This window comes from Robertmurraya sp. GLU-23 (assembly GCF_052983275.1).
Map to the genome: position 1 here is coordinate 453,243 of NZ_JBRKCV010000001.1, position 24,388 is coordinate 477,630.

The 24,388-nt window shown below is 37.2% G+C and carries 28 protein-coding genes; 27 read left to right on the forward strand and 1 reads right to left on the reverse strand.

Going from position 1 to position 24,388, the window contains the following annotated elements:
• Nucleotides 1-26 precede the first annotated feature (26 nt).
• The 9 genes from spoIIAA (at nucleotide 27) to ACVBAX_RS02330 (ending at nucleotide 6,968) form a co-directional block, all read left to right on the forward strand.
• Nucleotides 27-377 (forward strand): anti-sigma F factor antagonist, encoded by a 351-nt coding sequence (gene spoIIAA / locus ACVBAX_RS02290; protein WP_119709004.1) that lies wholly within the window; start codon nucleotides 27-29, stop codon nucleotides 375-377.
• Nucleotides 378-380: 3 nt separating this feature from the next.
• Entirely contained in the window at nucleotides 381-821 is a 441-nt protein-coding gene (spoIIAB, locus tag ACVBAX_RS02295; protein WP_447115730.1) for an anti-sigma F factor, read from the forward strand.
• Nucleotides 822-834: 13 nt separating this feature from the next.
• Entirely contained in the window at nucleotides 835-1,593 is a 759-nt protein-coding gene (gene sigF, locus ACVBAX_RS02300; RefSeq protein ID WP_119709002.1) for an RNA polymerase sporulation sigma factor SigF, read from the forward strand.
• A gap of 125 nt (nucleotides 1,594-1,718) precedes the next feature.
• Complete coding sequence (locus ACVBAX_RS02305) at nucleotides 1,719-2,342, forward strand: stage V sporulation protein AA (RefSeq protein WP_430772949.1); 624 nt, start codon at nucleotides 1,719-1,721, stop codon at nucleotides 2,340-2,342.
• Nucleotides 2,332-2,754 (forward strand): stage V sporulation protein AB, encoded by a 423-nt coding sequence (locus ACVBAX_RS02310; RefSeq protein WP_447115731.1) that lies wholly within the window; start codon nucleotides 2,332-2,334, stop codon nucleotides 2,752-2,754. The genes ACVBAX_RS02305 and ACVBAX_RS02310 overlap by 11 nt, the downstream gene beginning before the upstream one ends.
• A 25-nt stretch (nucleotides 2,755-2,779) precedes the next feature.
• On the forward strand, nucleotides 2,780-3,349 hold the full coding sequence (locus tag ACVBAX_RS02315; protein WP_430772953.1) for a stage V sporulation protein AE: 570 nt from the start codon (nucleotides 2,780-2,782) through the stop codon (nucleotides 3,347-3,349).
• Nucleotides 3,342-4,823, forward strand: coding sequence for a spore germination protein (locus tag ACVBAX_RS02320; protein WP_447115732.1), 1,482 nt, complete (start codon nucleotides 3,342-3,344; stop codon nucleotides 4,821-4,823). The genes ACVBAX_RS02315 and ACVBAX_RS02320 overlap by 8 nt, the downstream gene beginning before the upstream one ends.
• Nucleotides 4,824-4,943: 120 nt before the next feature.
• Nucleotides 4,944-6,263, forward strand: a complete 1,320-nt coding sequence (lysA, locus tag ACVBAX_RS02325) for a diaminopimelate decarboxylase (RefSeq protein ID WP_447115733.1) — start codon at nucleotides 4,944-4,946, stop codon at nucleotides 6,261-6,263.
• A gap of 351 nt (nucleotides 6,264-6,614) precedes the next feature.
• Nucleotides 6,615-6,968, forward strand: coding sequence for a GNAT family N-acetyltransferase (locus ACVBAX_RS02330; RefSeq protein ID WP_430772956.1), 354 nt, complete (start codon nucleotides 6,615-6,617; stop codon nucleotides 6,966-6,968).
• Nucleotides 6,969-6,988: 20 nt separating this feature from the next.
• On the opposite strand, the gene ACVBAX_RS02335 is transcribed toward ACVBAX_RS02330, so the two are convergent.
• Nucleotides 6,989-7,513: a DUF309 domain-containing protein gene (locus tag ACVBAX_RS02335; RefSeq protein ID WP_447115734.1), complete on the reverse strand. Its 525-nt coding sequence runs from the start codon at nucleotides 7,511-7,513 to the stop codon at nucleotides 6,989-6,991.
• A gap of 179 nt (nucleotides 7,514-7,692) precedes the next feature.
• Between ACVBAX_RS02335 and ACVBAX_RS02340 the strand changes: the two genes are divergently transcribed.
• The 18 genes from ACVBAX_RS02340 (at nucleotide 7,693) to ACVBAX_RS02425 (ending at nucleotide 24,381) form a co-directional block, all read left to right on the forward strand.
• A complete protein-coding gene (locus tag ACVBAX_RS02340; RefSeq protein WP_447115735.1) occupies nucleotides 7,693-8,436 on the forward strand; it encodes a segregation/condensation protein A in 744 nt (247 codons plus the stop codon).
• An 8-nt stretch (nucleotides 8,437-8,444) separates the two neighbouring features.
• Nucleotides 8,445-9,032, forward strand: coding sequence for an SMC-Scp complex subunit ScpB (scpB, locus tag ACVBAX_RS02345; protein WP_447115736.1), 588 nt, complete (start codon nucleotides 8,445-8,447; stop codon nucleotides 9,030-9,032).
• A 125-nt stretch (nucleotides 9,033-9,157) separates the two neighbouring features.
• Complete coding sequence (locus tag ACVBAX_RS02350) at nucleotides 9,158-9,580, forward strand: hypothetical protein (RefSeq protein WP_447115737.1); 423 nt, start codon at nucleotides 9,158-9,160, stop codon at nucleotides 9,578-9,580.
• A 59-nt stretch (nucleotides 9,581-9,639) separates the two neighbouring features.
• Complete coding sequence (locus ACVBAX_RS02355) at nucleotides 9,640-10,128, forward strand: YpuI family protein (protein WP_447115738.1); 489 nt, start codon at nucleotides 9,640-9,642, stop codon at nucleotides 10,126-10,128.
• A 106-nt stretch (nucleotides 10,129-10,234) separates the two neighbouring features.
• A complete protein-coding gene (locus tag ACVBAX_RS02360) occupies nucleotides 10,235-11,131 on the forward strand; it encodes a superoxide dismutase (RefSeq protein ID WP_447115739.1) in 897 nt (298 codons plus the stop codon).
• A gap of 103 nt (nucleotides 11,132-11,234) precedes the next feature.
• A complete protein-coding gene (locus ACVBAX_RS02365; RefSeq protein WP_447115740.1) occupies nucleotides 11,235-12,368 on the forward strand; it encodes a D-alanyl-D-alanine carboxypeptidase family protein in 1,134 nt (377 codons plus the stop codon).
• Nucleotides 12,361-12,948, forward strand: a complete 588-nt coding sequence (locus tag ACVBAX_RS02370; RefSeq protein ID WP_430772964.1) for a nucleoside recognition domain-containing protein — start codon at nucleotides 12,361-12,363, stop codon at nucleotides 12,946-12,948. Before ACVBAX_RS02365 ends, ACVBAX_RS02370 begins: the two co-directional genes overlap by 8 nt.
• 7 nt (nucleotides 12,949-12,955) lie before the next feature.
• Entirely contained in the window at nucleotides 12,956-13,489 is a 534-nt protein-coding gene (locus tag ACVBAX_RS02375) for a spore maturation protein (RefSeq protein ID WP_447116023.1), read from the forward strand.
• Nucleotides 13,490-13,636: 147 nt separating this feature from the next.
• Complete coding sequence (gene rluB, locus ACVBAX_RS02380) at nucleotides 13,637-14,359, forward strand: 23S rRNA pseudouridine(2605) synthase RluB (RefSeq protein ID WP_430772965.1); 723 nt, start codon at nucleotides 13,637-13,639, stop codon at nucleotides 14,357-14,359.
• 114 nt (nucleotides 14,360-14,473) lie between these two features.
• Complete coding sequence (resA, locus tag ACVBAX_RS02385; RefSeq protein WP_447115741.1) at nucleotides 14,474-15,001, forward strand: thiol-disulfide oxidoreductase ResA; 528 nt, start codon at nucleotides 14,474-14,476, stop codon at nucleotides 14,999-15,001.
• Between the two features lie 18 nt (nucleotides 15,002-15,019).
• Nucleotides 15,020-16,666: a cytochrome c biogenesis protein ResB gene (gene resB, locus ACVBAX_RS02390; protein WP_447115742.1), complete on the forward strand. Its 1,647-nt coding sequence runs from the start codon at nucleotides 15,020-15,022 to the stop codon at nucleotides 16,664-16,666.
• Complete coding sequence (ccsB, locus tag ACVBAX_RS02395; RefSeq protein ID WP_447115743.1) at nucleotides 16,663-17,850, forward strand: c-type cytochrome biogenesis protein CcsB; 1,188 nt, start codon at nucleotides 16,663-16,665, stop codon at nucleotides 17,848-17,850. The genes resB and ccsB overlap by 4 nt, the downstream gene beginning before the upstream one ends.
• An 87-nt stretch (nucleotides 17,851-17,937) precedes the next feature.
• Nucleotides 17,938-18,654 (forward strand): response regulator transcription factor, encoded by a 717-nt coding sequence (locus tag ACVBAX_RS02400; RefSeq protein ID WP_447115744.1) that lies wholly within the window; start codon nucleotides 17,938-17,940, stop codon nucleotides 18,652-18,654.
• Nucleotides 18,651-20,426: an ATP-binding protein gene (locus ACVBAX_RS02405; RefSeq protein WP_447116024.1), complete on the forward strand. Its 1,776-nt coding sequence runs from the start codon at nucleotides 18,651-18,653 to the stop codon at nucleotides 20,424-20,426. Before ACVBAX_RS02400 ends, ACVBAX_RS02405 begins: the two co-directional genes overlap by 4 nt.
• Before the next feature lie 181 nt (nucleotides 20,427-20,607).
• Nucleotides 20,608-21,135 carry an RNA polymerase sigma factor SigX gene (gene sigX, locus ACVBAX_RS02410; RefSeq protein WP_447115745.1) on the forward strand — a complete coding sequence of 176 codons (528 nt, stop codon included), beginning with the start codon at nucleotides 20,608-20,610 and terminating at the stop codon, nucleotides 21,133-21,135.
• Entirely contained in the window at nucleotides 21,132-22,328 is a 1,197-nt protein-coding gene (locus tag ACVBAX_RS02415; RefSeq protein ID WP_447115746.1) for a hypothetical protein, read from the forward strand. Before sigX ends, ACVBAX_RS02415 begins: the two co-directional genes overlap by 4 nt.
• 227 nt (nucleotides 22,329-22,555) lie before the next feature.
• Nucleotides 22,556-23,497, forward strand: coding sequence for a peptidoglycan DD-metalloendopeptidase family protein (locus ACVBAX_RS02420; RefSeq protein ID WP_447115747.1), 942 nt, complete (start codon nucleotides 22,556-22,558; stop codon nucleotides 23,495-23,497).
• Between the two features lie 71 nt (nucleotides 23,498-23,568).
• Nucleotides 23,569-24,381, forward strand: a complete 813-nt coding sequence (locus tag ACVBAX_RS02425; protein WP_447115748.1) for a histidinol-phosphatase — start codon at nucleotides 23,569-23,571, stop codon at nucleotides 24,379-24,381.
• Nucleotides 24,382-24,388: the final 7 nt, after the last annotated feature.

The window sequence follows — 24,388 nt, forward strand, 5'->3', positions numbered from 1 at the left end:
TATACCACATAAGGAGGCTATGGATAGTGAGTCTACACATTGATATGGAAACAAAGAACGATGTCCTATTGTTACGACTTAGCGGCGAATTGGACCACCATTCTGCAGATGTACTTCGAGCAGAAGCAACCAAAGCCATTGAAACACATGATATACGTCATATTATTCTTAATCTAGAGCAGTTGGATTTTATGGATAGTTCAGGTTTAGGTGTGATTCTTGGGAGATATAAGCAAATTAAGCAACAACATGGTGAAATGGTTGTTTGTGCAATTTCACCTCCTATTCAAAGACTTTTTGATATGTCTGGCTTATTTAAAATTATCCGTTTGGAGCCGACAGAAGAATTTGCTCTTCGAGTATTGGGGGTAGCGTAAACAATGAAAAATGAAATGCAGCTTCAATTTACTGCTTTAAGTCAAAATGAATCTTTCGCACGTGTTACGGTAGCAGCCTTTGTGGCTCAGCTAGATCCAACCATGGATGAATTGACGGAGATTAAAACCGTCGTTTCTGAGGCAGTGACAAATGCCATTATTCACGGTTATAACAACGATCCTTCAGGTACGGTCTTTATCTCAGTAAAGATTGAGGATAGTTTTATTGAGTTGGAGATTAAAGACGAGGGCTCTGGAATTTTGGATATTGAGGAAGCAAGACAACCTTTATTTACAACTAAGCCAGAGTTAGAAAGGTCAGGAATGGGCTTTACGATTATGGAAAATTTTATGGATGAAATCGACGTTCGTTCAGAGCTAGGGATAGGTACCACAATTCGATTAAGAAAGCATTTAGCAAAGAGCGAAATGCTATGCAATTAAGGGAGTATTGCTTATGGATGTGGAGGTAAAGACTGATAGCAAACAAACGTATTTAAAGGATCATGAAGTGAAGGATCTAATCAAGAGAAGTCAAGATGGAGATCAAGAAGCTCGAGATACAATTGTGCAAAAAAATATGCGTCTTGTTTGGTCAGTTGTTCAACGCTTTCTCAATCGGGGCTATGAACCAGATGACTTATTCCAAATTGGATGCATAGGCTTACTGAAATCTGTCGATAAATTCGACTTATCTTATGATGTGAAATTTTCAACCTACGCAGTACCGATGATCATTGGAGAAATCCAGCGGTTCATCCGAGATGACGGATCTGTCAAAGTAAGCCGTTCCTTAAAAGAAATGGGCAATAAAATAAGAAGAGCGAAGGACGAACTGTCCAAAAACCTAGGCAGAATACCAACTGTTTCTGAAATAGCTGAACATTTAAATCTGACTCCGGAAGATATCATTTTAGCTCAAGAAGCAAGCCGGCAACCATCTTCTATTCACGAAACCGTGTATGAAAATGATGGAGATCCAATCACCTTACTCGACCAAATCGATGATGGGAATGAAGGGAAATGGTTTGATAAAATTGCATTAAAAGAAGCAATTCGAGAGCTAGATGAACGTGAGAGGCTAATAGTTTATTTACGTTATTACAAGGACCAAACACAATCAGAGGTGGCAGAACGACTAGGCATATCGCAAGTTCAAGTATCCAGGCTGGAAAAAAAGATATTACAACAAATGAAAGATCGAATGGATTTATAATCCGTTCGATCTTTTTGTTTTAATTGGATATTTGCCCCATTTAGACCACTTATTGGTGAACATGAAGGGAAACAATCCATAGCATACTATTTATACGAGGAAATCACTGTGTGGGAGTGAACGTTGTGGAAAATACGATTTACATCCGAATGCGACATCGTCTCCAAGTTCGACCTCACGATTCCATAAAACTTCAGGATGTTGCGCAAATAATCGCTGAAGATTCACTGTTAGAAAAGGTAAAAGATTGTATTGTGTATACGGTGTCAGAGAAAGACCAAAATATTATTATTTTGGATGTTATGAAAGTAATACCAATTTTAACAAATGTGGTTGAACATATAAATATTGAAATTATTGGTCAAACACAAACGATAGTTGAGGTAGTGTACAAAAAAATCGGGGTATCAATCCCTCTTTTTATTCTCATTTGGCTCCTGTTGTTTTTTGGTGCAGCACTTGCCATTATGAATTTCCATGAGGATGTTAGTATGCAAGCGGTCCATCAGCGGATATATAAGATTATTACTGGCAAGGAAAATGTAAAACCACTTGTACTGCAGATCCCTTATTCAATTGGTCTAGGCTTAGGTATGATCTTATTTTTTAACCATGTATTTAAAAAACGTCTAAATGAAGAGCCTAGTCCGCTAGAAGTTGAAATGTTCAACTACCAGCAAGACCTGGACCGCTATGTAATCATTAATGAAAATGAAGAAAGTATGAAACGAATTCATCATGATCATTAATATCGTATTTATCATTTTTATTGGTCTTGCAGGAGGGATTGCAGTTGGTTCAGGGTTTGTCGCTTTTCTCACCGTATTAGGGATTATTCCAAGGCTTACTCAATTATCAAAAACGATGAAGATGATTCATTGGTATGAATGGTCTGTCGTTTTAGGTGCCATTGTTGGTACAATTGCCTCTTTAAGAGAACCAACTCTCTTTTTACCTTCGATTATACTAATACCGTTAGGCCTTGCTGGAGGAGTATTTGTTGGTTTACTTGCAGCTGCCTTAACCGAGGTATTAAATGTTTTTCCGATCCTGGCAAAAAGAGTAAGAATAGAGGACAAAATTATGATCTTGATGATGGCCTTTGTGTTCGGTAAAATATTCGGTTCCCTGTTTCATTGGATGTACTTCGTAAATGAGTAAATAAGTTAAGAAAGGAACATTTCCTATGGATAGACGGCGTCGCGTGATTCTTGTAACAGACGGAGATGAATACGCAAGAAAAGCAGTCGAACATGTTGCGAAGGAAATTGGTGGAAGATGTATTTCTATGTCGCATGGAAACCCGACGACGATATCAGGGGAGGAAATGGTTAAGCTCATAAAGAAGGCATCCAATGATCCGGTTCTTGTCATGTTTGATGATAGTGGATATGTAGGAGAAGGGGCTGGAGAACAGGCAATGAGGTATGTGGCAACACATAAAGATATTGAAGTTCTTGGTGTATTAGCAGTTGCAGCTAAAACAAGAAAAGCCGAGTGGACTAAAATTGATGTTTGTGTGGACCGATACGGTGAACTCACTCCTTATGGGGTAGATAAATTTGGTGAAGCAGATTTAGAACTTGGAAGAATGAATGGAGACACCGTATATTGTGTAGATGAGCTTCATGCACCTGTAGTAGTTGGGATAGGCGATATAGGAAAAATGGCTAGGAATGACGATGTTAAAATAGGTGCTCCCATTACACATAAAGCAGTACAAATCATCCTAGAAAGGAGTGGATTCTATGACTAAGACACCAATTAATCCCCTACCGATTCCTTCTCTTGACGAACTTGAAAATTATATGAAAGAGCATGTTGGATTAGAGGAAACGTTTGATATTGGAGTCAGAAAGTTTAAGGTATTGAAAAAGGATGTGCATTTGTATTATTTAAATGGTCTAGTTGATACAAACGTGGTCATTCAAAACACGGAGGAAATTGTAAGAATCAATGACCATGAGAAAACCACTTCCGATTATTTAGCCTTAATTGAAAATCGCTTAGTCCATCAATCTGTATCTAAAATTAAAACAATAGGTGAAATAGTAGACCAAGTTTTAACAGGAACTCTTGTTATTGTTGTTGAGGGGTATTCAGAAGCATTAGTAGTGGATGTAAGAGCGTACCCAGGTAGAACTCCTCAAGAACCTGATACAGAGAAGGTAATAAGAGGATCTCGAGATGGCTTTGTAGAGAACTTTATCGTGAACACTGCACTAACAAGAAGAAGAATAAAAGACGGAAGATTGCGCTTTGAAAAGCTAACAGTTGGCGAGAGATCAAAAACAGACATTGCAATTGGTTACCTAAAGGATGTTGCCAATCCTGATCTTGTGAATATTATTAGAAAAGAACTAGAATCCATTGAGATTGATGGATTAACAATGGCAGATAAAGCAGTCGAAGAATTCCTCGTAAAGCAAGGGTATAACCCGTATCCTTTAGTAAGATATACTGAAAGAGCCGATATTGCAGCTACACATATTTTAGAAGGACATGTCTTAATTTACGTGGATACATCACCAAGTGTTATTATCACGCCTACTACATATTTTCATCATTTACATCATGCAGAAGAGTATCGTGAATCAGCACTCGTTGGTACAGTCGTACGTTGGACGCGCTTGTTTGGTGTTTTAGCATCCCTGTTTTTACTACCGTTATGGTTTTTATTTGTCTTAGAGCCTGAGCTACTACCTAAAGCTCTTAAATTTATCGGTCCTAACAAATCAACAAATATACCAACAGTAGTTCAATTGTTTTTGGCCGATTTCGGAATCTTGTTTTTACGACTGGCGGCTATTCATACCCCAACTCCATTGGCAACCTCAATGGGCTTAGTTGCCGCCGTACTTATTGGTCAAATTGCCATTGATGTGGGCTTATTTGTACCAGAAGTGATTCTGTACGTAGCGGTTTCGGCAGTTGGAACTTTTACCACTCCAAGTTATGAACTTGGAATTGCAAATAATCTTATGAAACTTTTCTTATTAATTGTTGTAGCGATTTTTAAACTACCAGGTTTTGTGATAGGGGTAACGGCTTATATTTTATACTTAACAAGTATTCGATCGTTGAACAGTCCATATATGTGGCCATTCATGCCGTTTCATCCTAAAGCTTTTCTTGAAGTACTTTTCCGCAGGTCGGTTCCAGGGACAAAGCTGAGACCAAGCATTGTTCAACCTAGAGATCGTTACAGACAAAAAACAAACGGGAATTAAATGGGAATATTGCGAATTTACTATATCTATGGTAAAGTAATGTTTAATTTCAAACTAGTTTAATCAACAAATAGACAGCCTAGCTGTCTATTTGTGTATCCATAGAAGTGAGGGGAAGAAATGTTTTTTCATGGTTCATCAAAGATAAATGAAAGAGGCCACTTAGAAATTGGTGGTGTCGATACGACAGACATCGTAAAAGAGTTCGGAACACCTGTATATGTTTATGATGTGTCATTGATTCGTGAGCGGGCAAGAGGTTTCAAACAAACCTTTGACCAACTAGGTATAAAAGCTCAAGTTGCTTACGCCAGTAAAGCATTTTCCACGATTGCAATGATCCAACTCGCAGAGGAAGAGGGGCTTTCGTTGGACGTTGTTTCCGGGGGAGAGCTTTATACGGCTATAGCAGCTGAATTCCCTGTGGAGCGAATTCATTTTCATGGAAACAACAAAAGTCGTGAAGAACTTGAAATGGCATTAAACTATCAAATCGGCTGTATTGTTGTTGATAACTTTTATGAATTAGAACTATTAGATACCATCTGTGCGGAGAGAAAGCAATCTGTCTCTATTTTGCTTCGAGTCACACCAGGGATTGAAGCCCATACACATGACTATATTCTAACGGGCCAGGAAGACTCGAAATTTGGTTTTGACTTACAAAATGGACAAGCGGCAGAAGCGTTGCAAAAGGCTATGGAATCTGAGTACTTAGACCTACTTGGAGTGCATTGTCATATCGGTTCACAAATATTTGAAACAACTGGATTTTTATTAGCAGCAAGAAAAATATTTTCTAAGCTCCATGAGTGGAAAGAAATGTTTTCTTTTGAATCAAAGGTACTTAATTTAGGTGGTGGCTTCGGTATTCGTTATACAAGTGAAGATGAGCCAATTCCAGCTTCGCAATATGTAAAAGAAATTATAGAAGAAGTAAAGGAGCAGGCATTGGAGTTCTCAATGACTATGCCTGAAATCTGGATTGAACCAGGTCGTTCTCTGGTGGGAGATGCGGGCACTACACTTTATAAAATTGGGTCAAAGAAGGATGTTCCCAATGTGCGAAAATATTTAGCCGTAGATGGTGGAATGAGTGATAATATTCGTCCAGCATTGTATGAGGCGAAATATGAAGCGATCCTAGCGAACAAACCACTTCAGCCAGTCGAAGAGACAGTTTCTATTGCAGGGAAATGCTGTGAATCGGGAGATATGCTTATTTGGGATTTACCATTACCGAAGACGGACAGTGACGATATTCTAGCGGTATTCTGTACCGGAGCTTACGGTTATTCGATGGCAAATAACTATAATCGTATTCCAAGGCCACCAGTGGTCTTTGTTGAAAATGGAAAAGCGGTTTTAGTTGTTCGTAGGGAGACGTTTGAAGATATTGTTAAACAAGATTTGCCATTTGTGCAGCGAGTAAAAAGCTAATTTAGAGAGCTGTCGCGATTGTGACAGCTTTTTACAGTACATAGATCTAATGGAGGTATTTGTGAAAAAAAATAATGCGCTTTTATTTATTTTCATCTTACTTATTTCGCTCATTTGGGGCGCATATTATTGGTTATTCTTATCACCAGGGCTGTAAAGAAAAAAGACTCGCTTTATGATACAAAAGTTGTTGAATCTGAAAATACATTGAAGAAATGTATAGAATCTTGTATGATAATATCGTATTGAGGAATATACATTGAAACAAAAAGAAATAATTGACATATAATACAAATGTATTTAAAAGAAATTTAACTCCTTAAAAGCTCAGGATATGATGAGGGATCACTTATGTTAATTCGCTACAAAAAAGCTTTTGAAAAGATTGCGATGGGCTTACTGTCATTTATGCCTAATGAAAAAGACCTGAAAAAGCTACAGCAAACAATGAAGCAGTATGACCAATCAGAAGATTGGCAATTGTTTCTTTGGAAAGAAGAAGATATTATTGGTTTAATTGGGGTAACGGCAGTGTCAGAGGACATGCTAGAAATTCAACATATTTCTGTGAATCCTTCGCATCGGCACCAAGGAATTGGAAAAACGATGATAAAGGCATTAAAAGAGTTTTTCCCTGGAAAAGAGATACGTGCAAATGAAGAAACTTCTGCTTTCTTTGAAAAATGCGACTCTCTTTTATCATAAATAGAAGAAGGAAACAGTGATTAGTCACTGCTTCCTTTTTTTTTATTCAATGCGTGCAATCTGCTCTGGATGACCTCTGAACGATCTCTCATCGAGTGCCGATGAATAATATCCCTGTTTGTTAAATCGCTATCAACACCCCAAATTAGACCAGCTTTTTCGGCTTGACGCTCGCAAGCGCTTAATAATGAAGCATCAGAAATAGGAAGGTTCATACTTCTATAAGGAAGTGTACGCTCAATCTCTTCCTTTTTTCTTAAAATGGTCTCAAGTAACTTATCCTCATCAATACCGTATTCTTTGATTGACTGTTTATGGACGGTTAGTATAGATAATGCTTTTTGGATCGTTCGCAAAGCTCCAGCAAAATTTCCTCGACGATGATGATATTGACTGACTGCCAGTTGAATCCATCCAACTAATATAGATTCCTTATTACGCGCATCTACATCCTTCCAGTGTTCTTCTAGAATCTCGTGACATTCAAAATAATCTCTGTCACTATGAAAATGAACTAAGTAATTAATGAAATCTGTCGTAAACATAGATACGTCTCCTTTCATTACTTAATTTTACCATGTTTTCTATCTATACGCTTTTCGCGTTGATTATATATGAGGAGATAGGAACAAACTTTCAGAAAGAAATCTTGGATTAACCCAATCTTTCCTCTATACTAAGTATAGTTATTTTAAGAAATTAAGAAAGAAATTTTGGTGGGATTATGCACTATAATGTGAAGATCGATGCATTTGAGGGACCGTTAGATTTATTACTGCACCTCATTAATCGACTAGAAATTGATATTTATGATATACCGGTAGCACAAATTACAGAACAATACTTACTATATATCCACACAATGAAGGAGCTACAGCTAGATGTTGCAAGTGAGTATTTGGTCATGGCTGCCACTTTGCTAGCCATTAAAAGTAAGATGCTTCTTCCAAAACATGAAGAAGAACTTGAAGATAATATGGAGTTTGGATACGAAGAAGACCCGAGAGAAGAATTAATTGAAAAACTAATGGAATACAAAAAATATAAAGAAGCAGCTGACGATTTAAAGACTTTAGAGCAGGAGAGAGGACTAATTTTCACAAAGCCACCGAGCGATCTTTCGGATTATTCGAAAGAGGAGGAAACAGACAGAAGAAACCTCGACGTATCGTTGTACGATATGCTTGGTGCTTTTCAAAAGCTCTTGCGAAGAAAGAGACTTCAAAAACCGTTATCTACTAAGATTGCAAGACAAGAAATCCCTATTGAAAAACGAATGGATGAAATCATGGGTAAGCTGCGGAAAGTGAAAGGAAGAGTTAGCTTTTATGATTTATTTCCGATCCAAGAGAAGGATTATATTGTCGTAACTTTTCTTTCTATACTAGAGTTAATGAAAAGGAAAGAAATATTTGTAGAGCAAGAAAGTAATTTTTCTGAGATTTATGTTATTGCGAAGGGAGTATAAGAACGTCATTGGATATTATAAATTGGAATGGAATAGTAGAGAGTCTCTTGTTTGCTGCAGGGGATGAAGGCTTAACAATTAAGCAAATTTCAGTGGTCCTTGAAATCGAAGAGGTCGAAGCAGAACGAATTGTCAGGGATTTAATGGATGAGCTTTCTAAAAATGAAAATCGAGGGATAGGGGTTGTTCAACTGGCTGGTACCTATCAGCTCGCAACAAAAAAGGAGAATTCCATTTACTTAAAGAAACTGGTTGAATCACCAAGTACTTCAACCCTCTCACAGGCTGCATTAGAGACGTTGGCTATTATCGCTTATAAGCAGCCAATCACTAGAGCAGAAATAGAAGAAATCCGAGGAGTAAAGACCGAGAGACCACTACAAACACTGGTTGGAAAAGTACTTGTAAAGGAAGTTGGGAGAGCCGAAGGAACTGGTAGGGCAATCCTTTATGGTACAACAAAAGAATTTTTAGATTATTTTGGTTTAAGGAGTTTAGATGAGCTGCCTCCATTGCCAGAGAAAGTGGATGATGAGTTTGTGCAAGAAGAAGCAGACTTGTTTTTCGAGAAATTTCAAGAAAATCTGGAATCATAAGTTTTCTTACGCATATATTCATTATTTGTGATAAAATATAATTAATTTTCAGAGAAATGCTTCTATTTGGAAGCATTTTTAACACAATTTGCACCTGCCTCATTCAGGAGGTAAGAAAGGGATGTATGAACGTGTTAATAAAAAGCTGTGCAGGGTATGAGCTTGAAAAAGAAAAATCTAACACTTCGGAGGATTTTTTCAACCGAAGCGAAGTAATTTTTGAAGAAGAGAATACAGAGAAAACACTAGCTGTACTTTATGTCCGTTTTTTTGAGGAGAAGTTGAATGAGTTCACTCCATTTTCAGAGAATCCGATCTTTCAAGAGGATGGGCTAGAAATTCATTTAATGGATATAGTTTCCCTCGTATTATTAATTAAAAATCCAGGTTTTAGACATCGTAAAAGAGTGTATATAAATAATCAGAATGAATTTGCTGCTTATTTTCAAGACATTGATTTTGAAAAGATTATTGAAGTTGTTAAAAAGGTTAAAAGTAATCAGGCTTGCCAGCTTCCTTCACTATTGGAATTTACAGTGCAAGCATAAAATTAGTTATCCAAAAAACCAAACATTCAGAGTTATTACAAAGGGTAGGGGTGTAGACCGTGGGTAATTCAATGGTGAAAGTTCAAGTAATGGACGTAAAGTCTTTTTTAACAAATACAGTAACTGGTTTAGAGTCTTTCTTAAACAATACAACGATAGATGGGCTATTGTCAGAAAAACAAGGCGATAAAGAATATTATAAACGAATCTTAGGTAATTTAAGAAAGCTACTTGTATATTGTGAAGAGGGATTAGATGCTTGTGCAGTGATTTTACAGTCAGAGTCTTTTCCAAAAGGAGCAGCTGAAAAGACGCTTTATAGAATTTATCATAAATGTATTGAAGAATTTTTCTCACCAAAAAATGATGTGTGGTACGAAGATAGCCGATCCGCTTATACGGGTAAGAACTCAATCAAATTTCAAGAAGACGTTCCTGATAGTATTCTTCAGCTACTAAAAGGGTTTGAAGGGGAATTCCAGAAGATTCGTGAAGAGCTAGAGTATTACGAAACAGATTATCGAACAAAAATGACACAATCGAAATAACGACCAATTGGTCGTTATTTTTTTATGCTTTCCATTCAAAAGGGTGTCAACCAAGCAATTCTCTCATATGCTTTAAGGTAAACCCAATTGTTCTGAGGTGATGATAATGAATCGGTTTGAACAGTATGTTAAGGACGTTATCAGCTACAACGAAGAGCTTAAGCAATTTCTAGAGCAAGAACATGTTCCAGAGGAAGATGGATTATGGAGTAAGCTTGATCATTTTAGTGAAATTATGAATCATATTACGCGGAGCGGAGATTTAACTCAGGAAGAATTTACGACTGTTCAAGAAAAAGTTGAAGAATTACACGATGAAATGGAAGCATATTTTTTAAAGAGGCAACAGATAGGATCCATTTATTTGCAGGAACCTTCCATAAAAACAGGAGAGCATGTTTTGCCAAAACTCCCTTATAGGTATGATGCGTTGGAACCTTATATTTCTGAAAAGATTATGGAGTTACATCATAGTAAGCATCATCAATCCTATGTTGATGGATTGAATAAAGCGGAGGTCAAACTTAAGGAAGCTCGAGAAAAGAGTGATTATTCGTTAGTAAAACATTGGTCAAGAGAGCTAGCCTTTCATGGATCGGGACATTACTTACACAGTCTCTTCTGGGAAACGATGAAACCGAATGGAGGGGGGCAGCCGACAGGAAAGCTACTTGAGGAGATCAACAAATATTTTGGCAATTTTAATGCTTTTAAAAAGCATTTTACAGAAGCAGCAAAAGCTGTAGAAGGAAGTGGATGGGCCATTTTAGTGTGGTCACCAAGAACACGCCATCTAGAAATCCTTCAATCAGAAAAACATATGAATTTGACGCAATGGGATACCATTCCACTCCTTCCGTTAGATGTGTGGGAACACGCATATTATTTGCAATATAACAATAATCGAGCAGATTACGTCTCTAATTGGTGGAACGTGGTGAATTGGAAAAAGGTGGAGGAGAGACTTTCACAAGCATCACAAATTAAATGGAAACTATTGTAAATGGAAGAGTTCACCGCTTTTATGCTGGTGGACTCTTTTTGGCATATTCATTTTTATCAAGCATAAACTTGTACAAACATAACTAGGAGACGAGGGTTGAAGAATGGCTAGAAATAAAAAGGTATTTGTGTTTATAATGATCACCTTTTTGATTCTTTTTCATATTCCAGTAAGTGCCAACACGAATATCAATGTTAGCTCACAATATGCTGTTCTTATTGAACAAAGCTCAGGGAGAGTATTATTTGAAAAGGGTGCACATGAAAAAAGGAGAATTGCCAGTATCACAAAGATTATGACAGCTGTTCTTGCCATCGAGTCAGGAAAACTAAATGAGATGGTAAAAGTCAGTAAAAATGCGACTAGAGCAGAAGGATCTTCTTTATATCTAAAGGAGAATGAAGAAATCAAGCTAGAAGATTTAGTGTACGGTTTAATGCTTCGCTCAGGCAATGACGCTGCGGTTGCGATAGCTGAGTATATCGGAGGCAGTGTGGAGGGATTTGCGTTCTTAATGAATCAAAAAGCAGATGAGATTGGAATGGTACATTCTCACTTTACCAATCCACATGGCTTAGATGATTCGAATGATCATTATTCAACAGCATATGATATGGCTATTTTAACAAGATATGCAATGATGAATGATACTTATAAATTGATTGCAGGAACAGAAGTACACAGAGCCCCTAATCCTAGTGAAAGCTGGGACCGGGTATGGCGTAACAAGAATCGTTTGCTAACAGAGTTATATGACTTTAGTACAGGTGGAAAAACAGGCTTTACAAAGCTAGCAAAACGCACATTAGTGTCCACTGCTACGAAGGATGGAATGGATTTAATCGCTGTTACATTGAACGGGCCGGACGATTGGAATGATCATATTAATATGTTCGAAACAGCTTTTAAAACGTATGAAATGGTACAAGTTGTTGAAAAGGGGTTCATTTCTGGAATTCAATCAGACAAGTATAAGAATAAAGCTTTGGTCAAACACGACTTTCAGTACCCTGTTTTAGAAACAGAAAAAGATGAATTTGAGCTTGAGTATAAATTAAAACAACTTAAGAGTGAAAGAAATATTCCTGAAGTAATAGGGGAACTAATCATTACCTTCGATGATCAGCCAATTAAAACGATGCCAATTTATTATAACAATGAAAAAAAAGAAACGAGCTATTTTGAAACTTTTAAGAAAGTATTTACTACGATGATAGGCGTGAAAGCTAATGGTTAATATTATATGGGTTTGCTTAACCGTAATTGGAATTGTATTTGCGATGGTTAATGGAACAATGTCTGAGGTTAACGAAGCTATATTTAATGGAGCCAAGGAAGCAGTTACACTATGTATTGGTCTCATTAGTATTCTTGTGTTTTGGCTTGGAATGATGAGGATAGCGGAAGATGCAGGACTACTAAAAAAATTATCAAATTTATTTAGGCCTATAATTACAAGATTGTTTCCAGAAATACCTCATAATCATCCAGCAATGGGATATATCCTTTCAAATATGATGGCAAATATGTTTGGACTAGGAAATGCAGCTACTCCTCTTGGTATTAAGGCAATGGAAGAAATGAAGAAAATAAATGGAGGTAAGAATGAAGCAAGCCGGTCCATGATTACATTTCTTGCCATTAATACTTCAAGTATCACGCTCATTCCAACGACGGTAATCGCTATTCGGATGAACTATAATTCAGCCTCACCTACGGATATAGTCGGTCCAACCTTGATTGCAACTATCTGTTCCTCCATAGGTGCAATCCTTATTGATCGTTTTTATTACTACCGAAGAAGCCGTAAAGGATGATGTAAAAATGGGTATCGTTACAGCTATTTCATTATGGTTTATTCCCGTATTGATTGCTGTTATTCTCTTATATGGAACGTATAAACAAGTTCCTACATATGAAAGCTTTGTTGAAGGCGGGAAAGAAGGAATAAAGATTGCCGTCTCAATCATTCCCTTTTTAGTTGGAATGCTTGTAGCTATTTCCGTTTTTCGTGCATCAGGTGCGTTGGAGTATTTTATGGGTTTTTTAAAACCGGTCCTTCAAGCAATTGGTGTTCCTCCTGAGATTGCACCGCTAGCTATTATTCGGCCAATCTCTGGAACTGCCGCACTAGGGATGACGAGTGATTTAATGGCACAGCATGGACCAGATTCGTATATTGGTAGACTAGCCGCCACTTTACAAGGAAGTACGGATACTACCTTCTATGTGTTAACAGTTTATTTTGGTGCTGTTGGAATCAAAAAAATGGGGGATGCCCTAAAAGTTGGACTTCTCGCTGATTTAGTAGGTATAATCGCTGCAATTGTGGTAGTTACAATCGTATTCGGGTATTAATTAATAGAGGATACTCTTCACATTATGTGAGGAGTATCTTTTTTTACAATGGTAATTTCGTACAGGTTACTTTGAAATCATGAAAATATATGTCATAATGCTAGAGGAGTAAACACTACAGGAAACACACATTATGAGGTGACATATATGGAAAGATTACAGAAAGTAATCGCACACGCAGGGATTGCGTCAAGAAGAAAAGCAGAACAATTAATTGAAGAAGGACATGTTCGAGTGAATGGGAAGGTTGTAAAAGAGCTAGGAGTAAAGGTTTCTTCTTCAGATAAAGTAGAAGTGGATGGAATTCCTTTAGAAAGAGAAGAACCGATCTACTTTATGCTTTATAAACCTAGGGGAGTAATCTCGAGTGTTAACGATGATAAAGGGAGAAAAGTAGTAACAGATTTCTTCCCAATGATTGAACAAAGAATTTATCCAGTTGGAAGATTAGATTATGATACATCTGGTCTATTAATTTTAACGAATGATGGTGAATTTGCTAATACACTAATGCATCCTAGTAACCAAATCGATAAAGTGTATGTGGCAAAGGTAAAAGGTATTCCTACAAGGGAAGCGTTAAAGGCTCTTGAAAGAGGGGTTCGTCTAGAGGATGGGAAAACCGCTCCTGCAAAAGTGAAAATGCATACTGTCGACAAGAAAAAACAAACTGCGATTGTTGAGATTACCATCCATGAAGGAAGAAACAGACAGGTTAGAAGAATGTTTGAAGCTGTAGGGAATCCTGTTCTAAAGCTAAAAAGAGAGCGTTATGGTTTTCTGACCCTTCAAGGATTAAAAGTGGGCGATGCTCGAGAGCTTTCTCCTCATGAAGTAAAACAATTACGCACACTTGCACTAAAAAAATAAAAAAGTTCATAGAAGTGTCACAGTCTTTTGATAGCGATAACAATATGAGTATGTTGAAAAATGATATAATAAAACAAATTGTGCAATTTTGACTGTGAATGGGGGAGGAACCATATGAAAAAGCAGAGGCTGCTAATAAGAACGGTCATTTTACTGCTTCTTGGCGCTGCGGTTGCCTATACACTATACGCCAATTTTACTAAGGATGAGGTACAAAAGGTCGAGGTAGGGAAAAAAGCACCTGACTTTGTTCTTACTGATCTCGATGGGGAAAAACATCAGCTTTCCGAGTATGAAGGAGAAGGTGTGCTGTTAAATTTTTGGGCAACTTGGTGTAAGCCTTGTGAGAAAGAAATGCCGTTTTTAAATAGCCAATATCAAGCATATAAAGATCAAGGGGTACATGTTATTGCAGTAAATGTTGGGGAATCTAATGTTGCTGTTTCTGATTTTTCTAAACGATATGATTTGCAATTTCCAATTGTTACTGACAAAGACGGTCAAGTAATGACAGCTTATGGAGTAGATCCTCTTCCAATTACATTTCTCATTGATAAACAAGGAAATGTGGTAGAAATACATAAGGGGCAGATCATTGCTGAGGCTGATGTTACAGAGATGATGGAGAAGATAAAACCATAGGGTATGAGGAGATTTTCAATGAATCAAGTAAAATGCGATTGTGGTCATGTTAATCCACATGGCACAATCCTCTGTGAGGCATGTGGGAAAATCATAGAGGATGGAACTCAAATTACAGCAGAACCCGTAATAGACATGCGGTACGAAGGAAGTGCAAGAAGGTCACAAACATATAATAAATCGATGATTGATAAAGTTTGGAACTTTTTCTCATCGGTAAAAGTAGGGGTATGGCTTATTATTGTGACACTTATTGCTTCTTCGTTAGGAACCATTTTACCTCAAGAGATGTATATTCCAAATATTATGCCTGTTGCTGATTATTATGAGGACCAATACGGTTGGTTTGGTAGATTGTATTATGATCTTGGTTTTCATAATTTATATAGCTCATGGTGGTATCTATTATTAATTGCAGCGATCGGAGTTTCACTGGTTATTTGTAGTCTTGATCGCGTGGTGCCCTTATATAGAGCATTAAAGAAACAAAGAGTCATTCGACATGAGAGTTTTTTGCAAAGACAAAGAATATTTGGAACGACAAGCATTGTAGTAAGTAAAGATTCCTATGAAGCAGTAAAAGAACAATTAAAAAAGAAACGCTATAACATCCGTGAAGATGAAGGGAATATTTTAGCTGAAAAAGGACGTTTCTCTAGATGGGGTCCTTATGTAAATCATGTAGGATTAATCATCTTTCTCATTGGTAGTATGCTCCGATTTGTTCCAGGAATGTACATTGATGAAATTCTTTGGCTCCGAGAAGGGGAAACAAAAGTGATTCCCGAGACAGATGGGCAATATTACCTAAAGAATGTGGATTTTAAGTTAGAGGTGTATGATAAGGAAACGGATAATGAAGCATTCAGTGATGCTTTAGATAGTGCAGGAATGGTTGCAAAAAACTATCAATCTGATGTCATACTATATAAGACAAAGGGAAATACGGTAGCAGGTGAGGAACCTGAACTAGAGGAAGTTGAATCTAGTAGTATTCGAGTGAATGAACCGCTAAAGTTTGAAAAGTTTGCTCTTTATCAGGTCAACTATAAACTCGATGAATTATCTGAAATGTCATTTTTACTAACAAATAAGACTACAGGGGAAACTTTTGGTGATATTACTATTAATTTGAACGACCCGGAGAAAATGTATGAACTTGATAACGGTTACTCAGTTGAACTAATGAGTTACTTCCCAGACTTTGAATTTGGTGAAGATGGAAATCCTACAACAAAGTCAAGAGTTCCAAATAATCCAGCTTTCGTATTTAAGATGTATTCACCAGAAAAACCTGAAGGAGAAGTTAGTTTCGTTGCCATTCAGCAAACGATTGAACCTCTTGGGGATAATGAATACAAGATGGCCTTCAATGGAATTGAAACAAAGGATGTGACTGGTCTGACCGTTCGTAAAGACTTAACTCTATGGATCATTGGACTAGGCGGGTTGATCTTCATGATTGGTGTAGTTCAAGGAGCTTATTGGAACCATCGTCGCATATGGATTCAGCGTAAAGGTGACGAGGTTTGGGTAGCAGCACATACGAATAAAAACTGGTTTGGACTGAAAAGAGAAATACAGCTGGTTCTTGCGGGGACAGAAATTCAAGAACCGATGGACCAATTGAAGGAAAACCAGGTGGACGAGGGGGAAAAAGATTGATCACTCTTAGTGAGAATCTATTATATATTGCGTTTATATTTTACTTACTTTCTATTCCGTTCTTTGGAGGGGCAATAAAGCAAAAGAAAAACTTAGATCATCAACAAAATAGTGACAAGTGGGCCATTTTTGGGATCGTCATTTCCATTATTGGATTTGTTGCACAGCTTGGTTTCTTTTTTACAAGATGGTCAATTGCTGGACACGCTCCAGTGAGTAATCTATTTGAATTTACGACCTTTTTTGGAATGTGTTTAGTTGGTGCTTTTATCATTATCTATTTTATCTATAAGACACCTTTATTAGGGTTATTTACAATGCCAATTGCCCTATTGGTGATTGCATTTGCAAGTATGTTCCCAACAGATATTTCACCACTTATTCCAGCTTTACAAAGTGATTGGCTTCATATACATGTAACTACTGTGGCTTTAGGTGAAGCGATATTAGCCGTTAGCTTTGGAGCCGCATTAATTTATTTAGTAAAAGTGATTGATCAAACTAAAAATAGTAAAAGTACTACCTGGTTAGAGGTTGTCATGTATGGATTAATCGCTACATTGGGATTTGTCATCGTTGTATCAGCATTTTCCTTTGCTGATTATAAGGCGGAATTTAATTGGGTTGATAAAAATGACAATGAAGCAAAAGTTGAGTACCATTTGCCAGCCCTAGTTGGTCCAAATGAAGGAGAACTTCTAACAGAAGGGAAAATGGAACCACTTGTCTCAGTACCAGGTATTATCAATGCGAAAAAGCTAAATACGGTTATTTGGTCATTTGGTGCGGGTATCCTCCTATATGGTCTTTTCCGCTTAGTCTTAAGAAAAAGAATTGGGGCAGCATTGCAACCATTTACAAAAAATATTAATCTAGACTTAGTAGATGAAATCAGCTACCGTTCAGTGTTAATCGGTTTTCCAGTGTTTACATTAGGTGGTCTTATTTTTGCAATGATCTGGGCACAAATCGCTTGGACCCGTTTTTGGGGATGGGATCCTAAAGAGGTTTGGGCACTCATTACTTGGCTTTTTTATGCAGCATTTTTACATCTGCGTCTTTCTAAAGGATGGCATGGAGAAAAATCTGCGTGGTTAGCTGTTATTGGATTTATTATTATTATGTTTAATTTAGTTGCTGTCAATCTTGTGATTGCAGGGCTTCATTCTTACGCAGGATCCTAAAAAGAAAGATTTCGGATAGCCCATCACTTTTTGTGAGGGCTGTTTTCAAAACATACTTACGTAAATAAAATCTAGGGGGATTGTTTAATGGAAAAGGATGTTAAGATTCTAGTTGTAGATGACGAGGAAAGAATTCGCCGTTTATTAAAAATGTACTTAGAGCGTGAAAATTATATGATTGATGAGGCAGAAGATGGGAATGAAGCCTTGACGAAGGCGATAAGCAATGACTATGATGTTATCCTTCTTGACTTAATGATGCCTGGTAAGGATGGTATTGAGGTTTGTCGTGAACTACGTGAAAAGAAGGCAACTCCTGTTATTATGCTTACGGCAAAAGGTGAAGAAGTCAACCGTGTCCAAGGATTTGAAGTGGGCACAGACGACTATATTGTCAAACCGTTTAGCCCAAGAGAAGTTGTATTACGAGTAAAAGCACTTCTACGTCGTTCATCTAGCACAAGCTTTCTACACACAGAAACAACGGCTAAAGATGTGATCGTTTTCCCTCATTTAACCATTGATAATGATGCACACCGTGTTTTAGCAGATGGAAAAGAAGTGAGCCTAACACCAAAAGAATATGAGTTATTATATTTCTTAGCTAAATCTCCAGATAAGGTGTTTGATCGTGAACAATTACTTAAAGAGGTTTGGCATTACGAGTTTTTTGGAGACTTACGAACGGTTGATACCCATGTAAAACGTTTGCGAGAAAAGTTAAACAAAGTATCTGAGCAAGCGGCTAGAATGATTGTAACTGTATGGGGTGTTGGCTATAAGTTCGAAGTAGTCAATGAATAATGTTTTGGCGTAGTGTTGTTGGGAAACTATGGTTCACTATTCTCCTGCTCGTCTCATTTGTGCTATTTATCTTAACGGTATTGTTACTAGAGTTTTTTGAGAATTATCATATAAACGAAACAGAGGGGAATTTGACCAATCTCGCTTCAAATATGGCTCATTTTGTAGAGGATCAGGAACTAGAGATTGGTTTACAGATTTCATGGGAACTACTGGACGATGTTACAGGGGCCATGGTGATTAAAAGTGAAGATGAATCGTTCTATTCACCAGATATCCCAGAATCCTTAGAGCTGCCAGTAAGTTTCTTTTTAAAAGATGCAGAGTTATCCAAAGTTCTGGAACAGCAAGAAGTCGCAAAAAAAATAGTCGAGATTCCTTTTTCTGAAACTCAAGGTGATTCAAGTATTTTAATTATTGGAGTACCGATTGCAAACCTAGACGGAGAAAACGGGGCCGTTTATATTTTTCAATCATTACAGGCTCTTCAAGAAACAACTGAATCAACAACGAAGTTTATTCTCTTAGCTGCTGGAATTGCGATTGTTTTAACTACTATCTTTGCTTTCTTCCTATTAACTCGTATCACTGCCCCTCTACGAAAAATGAGGGAGGCTGTTGTAGAGGCGGCAAGAGGAAAGTTCGATACGAAGGTTCCTATTCTTACAAGGGATGAAATAGGAGAGCTAGCGACTGCCTTCAATCAGATGGGAAGGCAATTAAAGTTTAATATGAATGCCTTAAGTCAGGAAAAAGAACAATTATCCAGTATTTTAAGTAGTATGGCTGATGGAGTCATTACATTTAATAGGGATGGAACAATATTAATCACAAACCCCCCTGCTGAACGCTTTTTACAGCATTGGTATTTTACACTTGAAGGAAAATCTGTTCAGGCAGAAGCGGTTCCTCAGGATGTGATGGAGCTTTTTCAATGGGCAGTAGATATGGAACAAGAACAAGTAGGCGAATTTTCCCTTCAAGGTCGTCATTGGGTGGTCATAGTTAGTCCTCTTTATAACAATACATTCATACGTGGTGCAGTGGCTGTCGTTCGAGATATGACCGAAGAGAGACAGCTTGACAAGCTTAGGAAAGATTTTATTGCGAATGTATCACACGAGCTGCGAACGCCTATTTCTATGCTTCAGGGATATAGTGAGGCGATAGTGGATGATATTGCTGAGACAACAGAGGAAAAGAAAGAAATGGCACGGGTGATTTACGATGAATCACTAAGAATGGGTCGTCTAGTGAACGAACTGTTAGATCTTGCCCGTATGGAGGCCGGACATATTCAACTAACCACTGATCATGTTGAAATCGACTCCTATATTCAAAGAATTATACGTAAGTTTCAAGGGCTTGCAAAAGAAAAGGGAATTCAGCTGCTTTACGAGCAGGATCTAAAATACTCGACCATTGTGTTGGATCCAGACCGTATTGAGCAGGTTCTAACCAATCTCATTGATAATGCGATTCGACATACACCTGAAGGCGGAACGGTTAAGTTAATTGCAAAAATCGATGATCAAAATTTCCATGTGGAAGTAAGTGATTCTGGTTCTGGGATTTCTGAAGAAGATCTCCCGTTTGTGTTTGAGCGTTTTTATAAAGCAGATAAAGCAAGAACAAGAGGAAGATCTGGTACCGGATTAGGATTGGCGATTGCACGGAATATTATTCAAGCCCACAAAGGCGATATTACGGTGCAAAGTAAATTAGACCATGGAACGACATTTAGCTTCCAAATTCCTCGAATAAGTGGATAATTTGCTAAAGAATGCCGAAAATTCTTGATTCACGGGAAACATGCTTTATTGAATAAGGTGTATGATGGGAGGGATTTAAGTAAAATAAATCCTTCCTTTTTATTTAGATAGATAATATATTTAAAGTGTAACTTTCTATACATAAAGAACGACTAATTAGATGAACGGGGAGGGGAACCCGGTGAACTCGATTTTTGACGAGTTGTATGAGAAATATCATCAAGACGTATTTCAGTTTTTGTTTTATATGGTTAAGAATCGAGAGCAAGCTGAGGATCTTGCTCAAGAAGTATATATAAGGGTTCTAAAAGCGTATCAGAACTTTGAAGGGAAGAGTAGTGAAAAGACATGGCTTTTCTCTATTGCTAGAAATGTTGCGATCGATTCGTTCAGGAAGCAAAAAGGATGGAAGCAAAGAATCATTGAGAAATTTGATTGGTCAACGCAGCAAGTAAAGGATATGCAACCCATTCCGGAAGAGATTGCGATGCAAAGGGAAGAATATCAATATATTTACCAATGCTTAGATCATTGTACAATTGATCAGCGTATTGTGATTATTATGAGGTATATCCAGGAGCTTTCAATCGCCGAAACCGCTGAAGCTTTAAACTGGACCGAAAGTAAAGTAAAAACCACTCAACACCGTGCGTTAAAGGTTCTGAAAAAGGAAATGCAACAACTATTAGAAAAGGAGGGGGATCGATGAAAAAGATAAGTGATGAACAACTAGAAGAATGGTTGCGCGAAATGCCAAAGCTTAAAGATCATCGTGATCCTCATGACATATACGAAAATATATCAAAAAAGTTGGAGGAACGACCGCGTAAATCGTGGATTATTCCATCGTTTGCAACTGCAGCAGCTGTATTATTAGTAGCTATTCTCTCCTTTAATTTGTTTGATGGAACAAGCTTCAACCAATCAGCAGATAAAAGCCTGCAAGAAGAAGCTGTAACTGAACAAAATTCTTCATTAAAAAAGGAAGAATCTACTACCGAAAATGAAGCAAGGATGGACGTTGGTAGCGAAGAAAACTCAAATGATATGAATGATATTACGTTCCAAGCTATAGAAGACTCAACAACTGCCGTTTATGCTGAGGATTTAGGAGCCATGCAGGTATTTACGTTAGCTATTCCAGATAGCCAAGTTCAAAATATTATTCCTGTTAGCTTCTTGATTGAACCATCAGACCAAGTTGATCAATTGGTTCAATTAGAAGAGGGAATGGCAAGCATTAACGAACAAGAATGGGGACTAGATAATTTTTATCCGTTAGAGGCAGACTTAGCGATAGATTCGAATAATAGCACATTGAATGTCAATGTTGCGGCAGATCATCCATATCAATTTGGAACTGCTGGAACTCCATTTGTAGCAGCCATTCAGCAAATACTACTCGACCTTAATTTAGAAAAAGCTGTTTTTACAACAGATGAAACAGAAAAAGGAATGTCAACGGGGCATGATTTTTTCACTGAAAAATCAATAGAAAAGAAATCGAATCTCGCATTTTATTTTTATTATCCAAATAATGAATCAACAAAACCATACCTTGTTCCATATACAGAATCATATTCTACAATTGAAAATGCCTTTGAAGCAATGAAAACAAATATTGATACACACAACCTAAGAGCACCATTACTGGTCGATCAAATCAATTCAGTTGATATAGATGATACTCAAAAAATTGTAAACATTACGTTAAACAAAGGAATAAACATGGAGGATACACCTGAAACCTCTCAATCAATTGAAGCCATTCTTTTAACAGTAAAGAGCTTTGGATATGAAAAAGTAAAATTCAGTAATGCACCGATTGATCATGTCGGAAGATTTTCATTACAAGAAGAAATCCAAGTACCAATCGCAGCAAACAGAAAATCTATCGACTAAAAGAAAGGAGATCAGCACAAGATGCTGATCTTTTTCATTTTTCATGAATAAAAGAAAACACTTCGTCCAAATAATAACAAATGTGTTTTTATTAATCGCTCACTTTTTAATAGTGAGGATATATAAAAGGAGGCTGCTTCCTTAGTTGTACTTTTTAGATAGAGGTCTTTTTTTAGACATGCTGTCATAAAGTGAGAAAGGAGAGTACAATAACAAGGAGGAAAAAAATGCGAGATTACATAAAACGTTTTTTGATTGCGGGTTTAATGGCATTATGTGTCACATTGCTATTTCTCGGAGGAAAACACTCTCAAGCAAGTATGAATATTAGCCAGGAGACCGCTGACTGGATTTGGCCGGCTGATGGAATGATCACCGATACATATGGAACAAGAAAAGGAAGCCATAAAGGAATCGACATAGCATCTTCTCTAGGTACACCCATTTACTCTGTTGATGGCGGAGTCGTAACTAAATCTTACTATTCGGGTTCATATGGACATGTTATATTCGTTAAACATCAAAATAATATTGAAACGGTTTATGCACATTTAAAATCAAGGTTTGTGAACGCTGGAGATCCGGTAACAGCAGGTCAGCAGCTTGGTGAAATGGGCAGCACCGGTGACTCATCAGGTGTCCACTTGCACTTTGAAGTTCATCTGAACGAATGGACGGTTGATAAAAGAAATGCTGTTAATCCAGTGTTAGCATTAGGTGAGGTAAAAGTGGGACAAGAAGTAGCGGTACAAAAAAGGGAAGAAGACACTAGTGTACTAGAGACAGTTGCCAAAACTAGACTATATGAAGGACATGGAAAAACTTATAATGAAAATGATGAGCAGGAAAGCGTTGTATTATCCGCAGAAAAAGTTGAATCAACCATTACACATACCGTACAGATCGGAGAAACTCTTTCTTCAATAGCTCAAAAATACAATATAAATGTAAATGCCATTAAGTCTGCCAATCATCTTACTAGCGATACGATTGTTGTCAATCAAACGCTAACAATCGACGAATCCTATACAAATAAATATGTTGTCCAAGAGGGCGATACACTTGAAGACATTGCTCATAAAACAGGTAAGTCAGTCCAGCAGCTAAAACAGGTGAATCAATTACAAAATGATATGATCGTACCAAGACAAGTATTGCAATTAGAATAATATGAATTGTCATTGCGACAGTCACTGAATCGGTATATAATAGAAAGAAAATTCAAAAAGAGGCTGGTTGGATGTTAACAGATTATCATAATCATTTGGAAACAGGGACATTAACGTTAGATTATTTAAAGAAATTTACAGATGAGGCAAAGGCAAAGGGAATCGCCCAATTTGGTATTTCTGAGCATGCGTATCATTTCTATCAAACAGCAGATATTCTTCAAAATCCATGGGTAAATGAACGTAGATACTATGATATGAAAGACTATGTGAATTTGTTTCATGAGGCATGGAGTCATGAGATTGATGTAAAAATGTCAATCGAAATGGACTACACTCCTGGAAAACATGCGGAAATGGAAGCTTTTATTAAAAGCTATGATTTCGATTATGTAATTGGTTCGATTCATTGGGTAGATGACTTTGGAATTGATTTAAAGGAATATATTCATGAATGGGAAAAGCGTGATCTGCATGAAGTTTATCGAAATTATTTTCAACAGGTCGTTACATTAGCGGAGTCAAATCTATTTGATATTGTGGGTCATTTGGATTTAGTAAAAATCTTTAAATACATACCGAAGGAAGAAGAGTTTTTACTAGAGCAATATGATAAGGCTACAACAGCACTAGCGAATTCGAAAACCTGTGTAGAAATTAGCACAGCGGGTTTACGTAAGCCCATTGGTGAATTGTATCCTGACAAACGATTATTGCAGATGTGTTTCGATAAAAAGATACCAATCGTATTGTCATCTGATGCACATTTTCCAGAGCATGTTGGTGCTGATTATGATCAGGCGTTGGTGCTTGCAAAAGAGGTTGGATATAAAGAAATTATGACGTTCTCAAAAGGAGAACGCAAAATACATCCACTAGGATAAGAAAAAG

What these genes read in the sequence shown, in the direction of transcription:
- ACVBAX_RS02310 (WP_447115731.1), top strand. Translation starts at nt 2,332, where the DNA reads ATGATCATTAATATCGTATTTATCATTTTTATTGGTCTTGCAGGAGGG.
- ACVBAX_RS02420 (WP_447115747.1), top strand. Translation starts at nt 22,556, where the DNA reads ATGCGAGATTACATAAAACGTTTTTTGATTGCGGGTTTAATGGCATTA.
- ACVBAX_RS02375 (WP_447116023.1), top strand. Translation starts at nt 12,956, where the DNA reads ATGGGTATCGTTACAGCTATTTCATTATGGTTTATTCCCGTATTGATT.
- ACVBAX_RS02365 (WP_447115740.1), top strand. Translation starts at nt 11,235, where the DNA reads ATGGCTAGAAATAAAAAGGTATTTGTGTTTATAATGATCACCTTTTTG.
- resB (WP_447115742.1), top strand. Translation starts at nt 15,020, where the DNA reads ATGAATCAAGTAAAATGCGATTGTGGTCATGTTAATCCACATGGCACA.
- ACVBAX_RS02320 (WP_447115732.1), top strand. Translation starts at nt 3,342, where the DNA reads ATGACTAAGACACCAATTAATCCCCTACCGATTCCTTCTCTTGACGAA.
- lysA (WP_447115733.1), top strand. Translation starts at nt 4,944, where the DNA reads ATGTTTTTTCATGGTTCATCAAAGATAAATGAAAGAGGCCACTTAGAA.
- ACVBAX_RS02425 (WP_447115748.1), top strand. Translation starts at nt 23,569, where the DNA reads ATGTTAACAGATTATCATAATCATTTGGAAACAGGGACATTAACGTTA.
- ACVBAX_RS02330 (WP_430772956.1), top strand. Translation starts at nt 6,615, where the DNA reads ATGTTAATTCGCTACAAAAAAGCTTTTGAAAAGATTGCGATGGGCTTA.
- ACVBAX_RS02315 (WP_430772953.1), top strand. Translation starts at nt 2,780, where the DNA reads ATGGATAGACGGCGTCGCGTGATTCTTGTAACAGACGGAGATGAATAC.
- ACVBAX_RS02360 (WP_447115739.1), top strand. Translation starts at nt 10,235, where the DNA reads ATGAATCGGTTTGAACAGTATGTTAAGGACGTTATCAGCTACAACGAA.
- ACVBAX_RS02350 (WP_447115737.1), top strand. Translation starts at nt 9,158, where the DNA reads ATGAACGTGTTAATAAAAAGCTGTGCAGGGTATGAGCTTGAAAAAGAA.
- ACVBAX_RS02335 (WP_447115734.1), bottom strand. Translation starts at nt 7,513, where the DNA reads ATGTTTACGACAGATTTCATTAATTACTTAGTTCATTTTCATAGTGAC.
- sigF (WP_119709002.1), top strand. Translation starts at nt 835, where the DNA reads ATGGATGTGGAGGTAAAGACTGATAGCAAACAAACGTATTTAAAGGAT.
- ACVBAX_RS02400 (WP_447115744.1), top strand. Translation starts at nt 17,938, where the DNA reads ATGGAAAAGGATGTTAAGATTCTAGTTGTAGATGACGAGGAAAGAATT.
- spoIIAB (WP_447115730.1), top strand. Translation starts at nt 381, where the DNA reads ATGAAAAATGAAATGCAGCTTCAATTTACTGCTTTAAGTCAAAATGAA.
- ACVBAX_RS02340 (WP_447115735.1), top strand. Translation starts at nt 7,693, where the DNA reads ATGCACTATAATGTGAAGATCGATGCATTTGAGGGACCGTTAGATTTA.
- ACVBAX_RS02370 (WP_430772964.1), top strand. Translation starts at nt 12,361, where the DNA reads ATGGTTAATATTATATGGGTTTGCTTAACCGTAATTGGAATTGTATTT.
- resA (WP_447115741.1), top strand. Translation starts at nt 14,474, where the DNA reads ATGAAAAAGCAGAGGCTGCTAATAAGAACGGTCATTTTACTGCTTCTT.
- rluB (WP_430772965.1), top strand. Translation starts at nt 13,637, where the DNA reads ATGGAAAGATTACAGAAAGTAATCGCACACGCAGGGATTGCGTCAAGA.
- ACVBAX_RS02415 (WP_447115746.1), top strand. Translation starts at nt 21,132, where the DNA reads ATGAAAAAGATAAGTGATGAACAACTAGAAGAATGGTTGCGCGAAATG.